The sequence below is a fragment of the Bradyrhizobium sp. genome (genome assembly GCF_027307225.1).
Lineage (GTDB): Bacteria > Pseudomonadota > Alphaproteobacteria > Rhizobiales > Xanthobacteraceae > Bradyrhizobium.
Genome location: NZ_DAHUXJ010000037.1, coordinates 25,715 through 34,544 on the forward strand (window position 1 = coordinate 25,715; position 8,830 = coordinate 34,544).

Sequence of the window (8,830 nt, forward strand, 5' to 3'; positions counted from 1 at the left end):
TGTTTGTTGGCTGCCAGCCATGTGGCAATCGGCTGGAGGAAATTCGATGTCCATCGGAACAATCATTCTGATTATTTTGATCATCGCCCTGCTTGGCGGCTTTAGCGGTATCGGCGGCGGCCCTTTCTATGGCACCGGCTATTATGGCGGTGGCGGGCTCGGGGTCATCATCGTCATCTTGCTCATACTCCTGCTGCTTGGGCGACTTTGATGCGAGCAGCCGCGATTACAGCTTGCTCGCCAACTTCTTCATCGCACCCTTGATCGGGGATGCCGCATCGTCGTAGCCGTCCCACGCCTTGCTCTTCGAGAGCAAGGCCGGGACGGTGCGAACCGTGTAGCGCTTCGGATCGAGATCGCCGCGTACCTGCGCCCAGGTCAGCGGCATCGAGACGGTCGCCCCGTCGCGCGCGCGTGGTGAAAGCACCGCCACCGCGGTCGACATCCGATCGTTGCGCAGGTAATCGAGGAAGATCTTTCCCTCGCGCTTCGTCTTCGACATATTGAGCAGATACTGGTCGGGATTGTCGTTGGCCATCCACTGGCAGACGCCTTGCGCAAAGGCTTTAGCCTGCTTCCAGGCCACCTTTTCTTTCGCGCCGGACTTAAGCGGCGTCACGACGTGCAACCCCTTGCCGCCGGTCGTCTTGCAGAAGCTTCCGAGGCCGAGCGCCTGAAGACGTTGCCGCATTTCCCTGGCGGCTTCGATGACGTCCGCAAAATCGACATTCGGCGCCGGGTCGAGATCGAACACGAGGCGTCCTGGCGTGTCGATCGCATCTGGCGCGCAATTCCAGGGATGCAATTCGAGCCCGCCGGATTGGGCCACCGCCGCCAGGCCTTCGATTCGGTCGATCTGCAAATAGGGCTTGCGATCGCCGGAGACCTTGACGAGCGTGAGCAGGTCCGACGTGCTCGGCATCGCGTGCCGTTGAAAGAACGTCTCGCCATGGATCCCGTCGGGCGCGCGGACGACCGAACACGGCCGGCCCTTCAGGTGGGGCATCATCCAATCGCCGACGGCTTCGAAATAATGTGCGAGGTCGAGCTTGGTCACCGGTTCGCTGTCGCCGGCATCCGGCCAGAGCTCCTTATCGGGCTTGGAGATCGAAACGCCCATCACCTCGGCGGATTTGCTGGCAGACTTCGGCGAGGGCCTGATCACATTCACCATGGCGGGTTTCTCCGCGACCACTTCGCGCGCCGGCTTGTCCTGGCGCAAGCCCTTGAACGCCGCCTGCCGGATATTGCCGCCGTCGGTAAAGCCGGCGAATTCGATTTCGGCGACCAGCTCCGGTTTCAGCCAGTGGATGTCGCGGGTCTTGCGCGGCGCGTCCTTGCCGCCGAACGGACTTTTTTCGACCTCGGCTTTCTTGAGGGCGGGCATGATGCGCTGGACGGTGTCCTGCCCGAAACCGGTGCCGACCATCCCGACAAAAGCCAGATGACCATCGCGATGCACGCCCGCCATCAGCGAGCGGAATTTGCCATTGGTCGTCTTCCATCCGCCGAGCACGACTTCCTGGCCGGCGCGGCATTTGGTCTTGGTCCAGCTGTCGGAGCGCCCCGAGCGATAGGGCGCACTCAGCTTCTTGGAGATAATGCCTTCCAGCGACAGCTTCTTGGCGGATTCGAGGACGTCAGCGCCATCGGCTTCGAAATGCTCGACATAGCGGATCGATTGGGCAGCTTTGCTCGGCAGCACCCCGAGCAACCGCTTCAGCCGCGCCTTGCGCTCGACAAGCGGCAGGCGGCGAAGATCCTCGCCCTCGGCAAACAAGAGATCGAATGCGTAGAAGATCAGGCGCTCGGTCTTGCCTTCCGAAATCGCGGCCTGCAGCGCCGAGAAATTCGGCGCACCTTCATGGTCGAGCGCAACGATCTCGCCATCGACGATCGCGTCGGGCAGTGCGGCGCCCGCTTTCGCGATTGCCTTGAACTTGTCGGTCCAGTCCAGGCCCTTGCGCGTTCTCAAGACAGCGCTGCCGTCCTCGACGCGGATCTGCACACGATAGCCGTCGAATTTGATCTCGTGACCCCAGCCGGACCCGCTCGGTGGCGCTTCGACGGGCGTGCACAATTCGAACGCGACGAATTCCGGCATCGCGTCCACCTTCGTCGCTTTGACTGATGTCGCCGACTTTTTGCTCTGCTTGTTCTGCTTGTTCTGCGCGCGCGTCTCGGCCGCTTCACCCCGGTTCGAGTGCCAGACCGCATCGGCCGTGCCGCGGCCCCCCCGCGCGGTCATGAAGGGCTTCGGCGCCTTGCCCTTGCCGGCGGCGATCTGGTCCATGCTGCGCCCCGAGGCAACGGAGCGATCGTCCTCGAGGAGGTCGTTGCCTTCTCCTTCACGGGCATATTCGTCGCGGTGCTTGATCAGCAGCCAGTTGGTGCGCTTGCCGTCGTTGCGATCGTGCCGCATCCGCACCAGCACCCAACTCCCGCGCAGCTTGTCGCCATACAGGGTGAATTTCAGATCGCCCTTCCTGAATCCCTTTTCGGGATCGTCTGAGTCCCAAGTGCCACGATCCCAAAGCTGGACCGTCCCGCCGCCATACTGGCCTTTGGGAATGGTGCCCTCGAAATCGCCGTAGTCGAGCGGGTGGTCCTCAACCTCGACCGCAAGGCGCTTGTCATGCGGATCGAGCGAGGGGCCGCGGGTCACCGCCCACGACTTGAAGACCCCGTCGAATTCGAGCCTGAAATCGTAGTGCAGCCGCGTCGCATCGTGCTTCTGAACCACGAAGCGCCGCCCATCGGACGGCGCTACGGTAACGTCGCCGCCCGGCTCCGTTGTCTTTTCGAAATCCCGTTTCTTCCGGTAGGTGGCAAGGCTCTTCGGGGGCAAGGGGCGATCTCAAAAAGGGCCGGGCTGGAATGCACGAAAGAAGAAGCATTGTAATGCCCCCTCCCGGCAGATGGAAAGACGGCAAACGTCGCACCAGGGCCGATGCCGATTTGTGACGGCTGGTTTACTAGTGGAGTGGATTTGACATTCGCTCCCTGCCCGGCATCGAATTCGTCAGCGAATGTCAAATCCAGAACTCCACTAGAGACCGATATTTGCTAGTGGTCCTTCGATTCCAACATTTGCGAAGGTGCCTGCCGAGACGGGACGCAAATGTTGGAATCGGACCACTAGCTGGACTTGCGCTTGGCTTTCCTGCCGGTCTTGCGGCTTGAGGCCTTCTTCGGCACCTTGCGTCCGGCGGCGCGCGCTTCGGAGAGACCGATCGCGATGGCCTGCTTGCGGCTCTTGACCTTGCGCCCCGAACGGCCGCTCTTCAATGTGCCCGCCTTGCGCTTCTTCATCACGCGTTCGACCGAGCTTGAGGCTTTCTTCGAATATTTCCGTGCCTTGCGTGCCATTACTTTTTTCTCCCGCTGGAACGAATTCAATCGCCTGCTGCACCGATCCCAATCGTCGGCCAGCGCGAAGGTTCCAGCTTGCCTCTTGCACAGGCGTGCGTATTCCCGTGGCGTAATGCGCCCGGGCTTTTCAAGTCGACGTCCCTCGCGAGATCGAAGGGCGCAGGGAATGCCGGATGCCTGACGCACCCGCGGCCTTGTGTGCAAGGTTAGAAAGCACACAAGTTAGTCACCACAGGTTCGCCGAAACAATCCGGCATTCCCTGCGCGATGGTTTTAACGGCTTATTCCGAGCTCTCTCTGGTGATCGGGCTTTCTTGTCACCATCCCCGCGCAATGCAAAGCATTGTCGCGAGTTGACGCCAGCGTCGAGGCGCCAAGACCACACGACTTCGCCGTCCACGGCCTCGCCACTCGTCAGCTGGCGATACCTTGTCCACCGCATCCCGCACTCCACGTTCGTGACGATCGCGATACGCCCCTCCTGATTGAGGCGGGATGGCGCGGGCTTGTAGAGATGATTTGCCCGACGGGTGAAACGAAATATTTTTTCGCGGGGGACTGGACACTAGAATCGACGTTGATCGGACTGTCCAATTTCGATTTTTGGCGCAACCGGATTTCTCGCGGTTTCTCTCGTGTCCCGGACGCGGCGCGGCATGACATGACGCGACGCAGATCCGGGACCCAAGCAAAGGCTGGTCTCAGTTCAGGATAATGGACCCCGGACCACTTGTGCGGTGGATTTGACATTCGACCAGGCGCCGCGAAATCGTCGACCACACCCATGTCATCCACGAACCATGCAAGCTGCCGGTCGTCATCAGCGCGGAGGAAGCGGCGCGGCCAATGATGCCGCCGGGGCTGAAATACAAGGCGGCGCTAAGCGTAACGGGCACGTCCTGCAGCGGGTACGTTCAAGTGTATTCGCCGAGATTGCAGCCGAACGCATCGGGTTTCTGCATCAGGCCCTCGCCAGGCACGATCGCGACGACACCGTAAGAATCATGCTTGTTCTTCATGTCCTTTTCTATCCTGCCCTTGACGATGATGACGGGACGGACGCACTGGTGATCTTCCGGGCGGTAGTGGACATCGCCGACCAGCGAAGGGATGGTTTCGCCTTTCTCGTAAGCCCGGATGATATCGGGCGGATAGAAGCTGCCGGCCTGCTCGACCATGCGAGCCCAATGCGCGAAGCTGATATAGGCGTTCGCGGCACCCCACTCCGGCTTGTATCCGTACTTCCTGTCGAAAGCGTCGTTGAACAATTTGGCGAGCGGGTATTTGTCCTCGATCGTCCACCAGTAGTCGGTGGCCGCGAAGACGTCCTGCATCAGGCCGCCGCTGTCGCGAGCGATGAACGGACTCAGGGCGGGGAAGACAAGCTTCATCTTGTCCAGAACGCCGAACTGCTTGGCCTGTTGAGTCGAGAGTACTGCGTCATGCCCCCAGTTGACATTGATCAGGACGTCCGCGCCGGAGTGGACAACGTTCAGCAGATATGACGAGTAGTCGGGCGCGCCGAGCGGCGCGACCTGATCGGTCGCGGTGGTCCATCCGGAGGTCGCAAGATAGTCCTGCATCGATTTCGTGACGGTATGCCCATAGTTGTAGTCCGGCGTCAGGTAGGCCGCCCTTTTGTTCTTGCCGAAGCTCGCCACCATGATCGGGCCGATCGCGGCCGCCGCGGTCTGGCCGTAGAAACACTGGCGGAAGCCGTAGCGGACACAATCCTTGCCGGTGGTGTCGTTGGAGGCGGAGATGCCGGTGACATAGAGTACCTTTTCGCGCTGCGCGAGCTTGTTCAGCGCCACCGCGACTGCGCTTGAGGTCGAGCCCGTCATCAGCACCGCCTTGTTCTCGGTGATGAAGCGTTGCTGGGCTTGCACCGCCTCGTTGGGCCTTGCAGCGGAATCGGCGACTCCGATTTTCAGTTGCTTGCCAAGTACGCCCTTGCTGGTCTTCGGCGATATTTTCTTAATGAGGTCATTGCCGCTATTGATGTGTTCGACCGCGAGCTCCCAGCCCTTGAGCTCGTCTTCGCCCTGTTCGGCATAGGTGCCAGTGCGCGGCACAGCGATACCGATGAACACCGACGAGCCTGATGAGCCGGCGGGATAAGTGCCAAGTGCGCGATGATCTTGGGCGAGCGCGATCGGCATTACCGCTGGAAGCATCGCCCCGCCGGCCAGTCCTGCCGCGGTATGCAGGAGCCCGCGACGGGAAATCAGGAAACGGAAATTATCATTCTTGTTCCTCATCATCAAAACCCTCCCGAAGTTGCGCATCATTTGTCTTGTTGCGCCGACGCGGGTTCACACCTATCGCCTCGCCGCGACGAGCAGACGTGTTGGTCGCTCTGACATAAGCAAGCAAAGGGCCGGAAGCAGTTATAGCAAGAAACCGTCTCGGCCGGGAGGACGGCAAGCCGGTCGCCTGGACAATTGCTCTTCGCGATGTGACGTCGAGCCGGTGAACGCGCGCGCTCGTCTTCCGCCAATGCTATCAGTCAAGCTGACTGACCTATTTGCCAAGATTCGGCGTCGCGTCTCGTTCGGTGCAAGCGCTGCGGCGCTTGAGTCCGCTATTAAGGGCGCCAAACGCAGAGGTTGGCTGATTTCGCGAAAGCTGGCCCGCGTTTAGTTAAAAGAACTGATCTTGAGATCGATCGTGGAGATGCTGAAAGGTTGCGCTCAAGAGACAACGGCGGGGGGACTAGCGTGTCAGGCCTCTTTCGTACGCAAGAAGGTGTTCAGTCAGTCCTTCAGGATTCGATAGGGCCACGAGATGACCGCCGGGAATTTCCTCTACCTCCTTTCCAAGCCTTTCACGCGCGACACGCTGTTGAAATTCGACCGGAAAAAAGCGGTCGTCTCTTCCCGCGAGAACATGGATAGGGATGTCAGGCCAGCGCGTGAAGCGGCAGGGTTCGCTGAACACGATCTCGGCTTCTTCACGGGGTCGTTGCGGACCGGCACGCAGTACGTCCTGCGACACGTCATGCAGAAAGTAGGTTCCCAGGTCGAATTCCGTCGGATAGCCGCGGCGCGTAGCAGCTTGTTCCCGCGCTTCGATCGCGCTTGTTGCGCCCCACCATTGACCAGCAGTCTCGTCGGGCTTTGGGATCATCGCGTTGACGAAAACGACCATCCGCACGGGGGCACGCCCGCAAACAAGCGGTGCCGTGAAGCCGCCTAACGACTGAGCGACCAGAATCACGCGACTTCGTCCCGCCATCCTTCGAACGACGATGTCCGCGTACGCCGTGAGACCCGCTTGCGTGTCGTCGCCAGGCAGATCGACCGCGAAAGATTGGTGTCCTGCCGCGTCAATAAGCGGAACGACGCGGTGCCAATACCAAGCCATGCCGCCAGCTCCGGGAACAAAGACGAATGATGCCATTGATTTCTTCTCCGTCGTTGTCGAATTATTTGCTCAACGAAGCTTGGCCTGCTTGATAATGATTGATGTGGGGACCCGCCTGCTTGTCGGCTCCGGGTCAAGAAGCGGCGTCGGAAATTTAACCACGCTCCTCCGCTTAACCCCAAAGCAGACATCTCGCGACCGATGATGACGTCGGATGAGTCCGCTATTGCGGCAACCTAATCCTGCGCCTTCAGCCGATAGCCGATGCCGGTCTCGGTCAGCACGAATTGCGGACGCTCCGGATCGGTCTCGATCTTCTGACGGAGCTGGCGCACGTAGACGCGCAGATATTGCGCGTCCGTCATTTCGTCCCAGAGTTCCTTCAGCAGAAACCGGTGGGTGAGGACCTTGCCGGCATGCTGCACCAGCACGCGCAAGAGGTCATACTCCTTCGGCGACAGCTTGACCTCGCGATCTCCGACCTTGACGATGCGGCGAACGAGATCGACCGAAAGATCGCCGGCGCGAAATACCGGGCGCTCGCCGTGGACCTGCAACTGATGCCGGAGCGCGGCGCGCATTCGCGCCAATAATTCATCCATGCCGAACGGCTTGGTCAGGTAATCGTCGGCGCCAAGATCGAGCGCCTGAACCTTGCCGGCCTCGTCGCCACGGCTCGACAGCACCACGATCGGAACGCCGTCGTTGCGGCCGCGGATCATCCGCAACAGCTCGTGCCCCCGTATGTCGGGCAGCCCGAGATCGAGAATGATCAGAGCCGGGTCATGGCCAAGCAATTCCAGTCCGGTCTTGCCGTTCGGCGCCTCCAGGATTTCGTAGCCCTGCGTGCTCAGCCCCATCCGCAGCAATTTGCGGATCGGCGGCTCGTCGTCGATGACAAGGACCTTGATCGGGTTTGCGCTCATGCGGCGGTATCCAGTGCGTTTGAAGCAGAGGGCGCAACAGGCAGGCGAATGGTCAGCACCGCCCCGCTGCGGTCGGAACGATTATTTGCAGAAATCGTGCCGCCCATCGCCTCGACGAAGCCGCGGGCAATCGCAAGCCCAAGTCCCGTGCCGGGGCGGACGTGATCGCCCTTCTGGGCGCGGTAGAACTTGTCGAACACGCTTTCCAGTTCGGAATGCGGAATGCCCTCGCCTTCGTCGAGAATCTGAAGCGTGACGAAATCCCTGTCCCGCCAGCCCCGGATCGATACCGTCGTTTCCGCCGGGGCATATTTGGCGGCGTTATCCAACAGGTTGAACAGCGCCTGTTCGAACAACACAGCGTCAAGTTCGAGCATCGGCAAATCGGCCTCGAGCTCCAGCGATATCCTGTGGTGGACGAGGATCTTTCCGGCGCGGCGCAGCGCGCTGCCGACAATCTCGCCGACATCGTGCCGCGCGGTGTTCGGCTTGATCGCACCTGATTCCAGCTTGGTCATGTCGAGCAGGTTGGCGATGAAACGATTGAGCCGTTCGGACTCGTCGATGACAGTCGCCAGAAGATCGCGCTTCTCGGCGTCCGTCAGCCCGCCGGCGAGATCGCGCATGGTGGAGGCGGCTCCCAGCACCGAGGCCAGCGGCGTCTTGAGATCGTGCGAGATCGACGTGAGCAACGCCGAACGCAGGCGATCGGATTCCACCGTGCGCTTGACGCGGTCCATGTCCTCCACCAGCAGCACGCGTTCGATCGCGAGCGCGCCCTGGTCAACCAGCGCGTCGAGCAGGCGGCGCTGGTCGGGGGTCAGAAGCGGACCGCTCTTGTCGTCATCGATGCCGATGACGCCGATCAGCCCGCGTCCGGTTCGCATCGGCAAAAACAGGCGCCTGGCGCCCGGCAGCGTATCGGACCCACGTCCCGCCGCGCGGTCGTTGCCCCAGGCCCAGTTGGCCGCGGCAAGATCGACCTTGTCGAGGCGATCTTCCGGCGGATAGCCCGCTTTCACGGTCAACACACCGTTCTCCGGCAAGAGCAACACCACGCGAACCTTCAGCATCAATGCGGTCTGGTAGGCGGACGCCCACAGCACGTCGTCGAGAGTGCCGGTTCCTGCCAATTTGCGGCTGAAGGCGTAGAGCTGCTCGGTGGT

The 8,830-nt window shown here is 61.0% G+C and carries 7 protein-coding genes; 1 reads left to right on the plus strand and 6 read right to left on the minus strand.

Translation table 11 applies throughout. The features are described from left to right. The first annotated feature begins 46 nt into the window (after nt 1-46). Nucleotides 47-211: a DUF3309 family protein gene (locus M6D32_RS06125; protein ID WP_298254385.1), complete on the plus strand. Its 165-nt coding sequence runs from the start codon at nt 47-49 to the stop codon at nt 209-211. A 15-nt stretch (nt 212-226) separates the two neighbouring features. On the opposite strand, the gene ligD is transcribed toward M6D32_RS06125, so the two are convergent. The 6 genes from ligD to M6D32_RS06155 form a co-directional block, all read right to left on the minus strand. Then, nucleotides 227-2,848 carry a DNA ligase D gene (gene ligD, locus M6D32_RS06130; RefSeq protein WP_298254387.1) on the minus strand — a complete coding sequence of 874 codons (2,622 nt, stop codon included), beginning with the start codon at nt 2,846-2,848 and terminating at the stop codon, nt 227-229. 290 nt (nt 2,849-3,138) lie between these two features. Then, a complete protein-coding gene (locus M6D32_RS06135) occupies nt 3,139-3,369 on the minus strand; it encodes a DUF6496 domain-containing protein (RefSeq protein WP_298254390.1) in 231 nt (76 codons plus the stop codon). 917 nt (nt 3,370-4,286) lie between these two features. Then, entirely contained in the window at nt 4,287-5,633 is a 1,347-nt protein-coding gene (locus tag M6D32_RS06140; protein WP_298254392.1) for a substrate-binding protein, read from the minus strand. A gap of 454 nt (nt 5,634-6,087) precedes the next feature. Further along, nucleotides 6,088-6,774 carry an alpha/beta fold hydrolase gene (locus tag M6D32_RS06145; RefSeq protein WP_298254394.1) on the minus strand — a complete coding sequence of 229 codons (687 nt, stop codon included), beginning with the start codon at nt 6,772-6,774 and terminating at the stop codon, nt 6,088-6,090. A 200-nt stretch (nt 6,775-6,974) separates the two neighbouring features. Then, entirely contained in the window at nt 6,975-7,664 is a 690-nt protein-coding gene (locus M6D32_RS06150; RefSeq protein WP_298254396.1) for a response regulator transcription factor, read from the minus strand. Further along, the coding region (locus tag M6D32_RS06155; protein ID WP_298254398.1) for an ATP-binding protein at nt 7,661-8,830 on the minus strand (1,170 nt) is incomplete at its 5' end. The genes M6D32_RS06150 and M6D32_RS06155, both read right to left, overlap by 4 nt.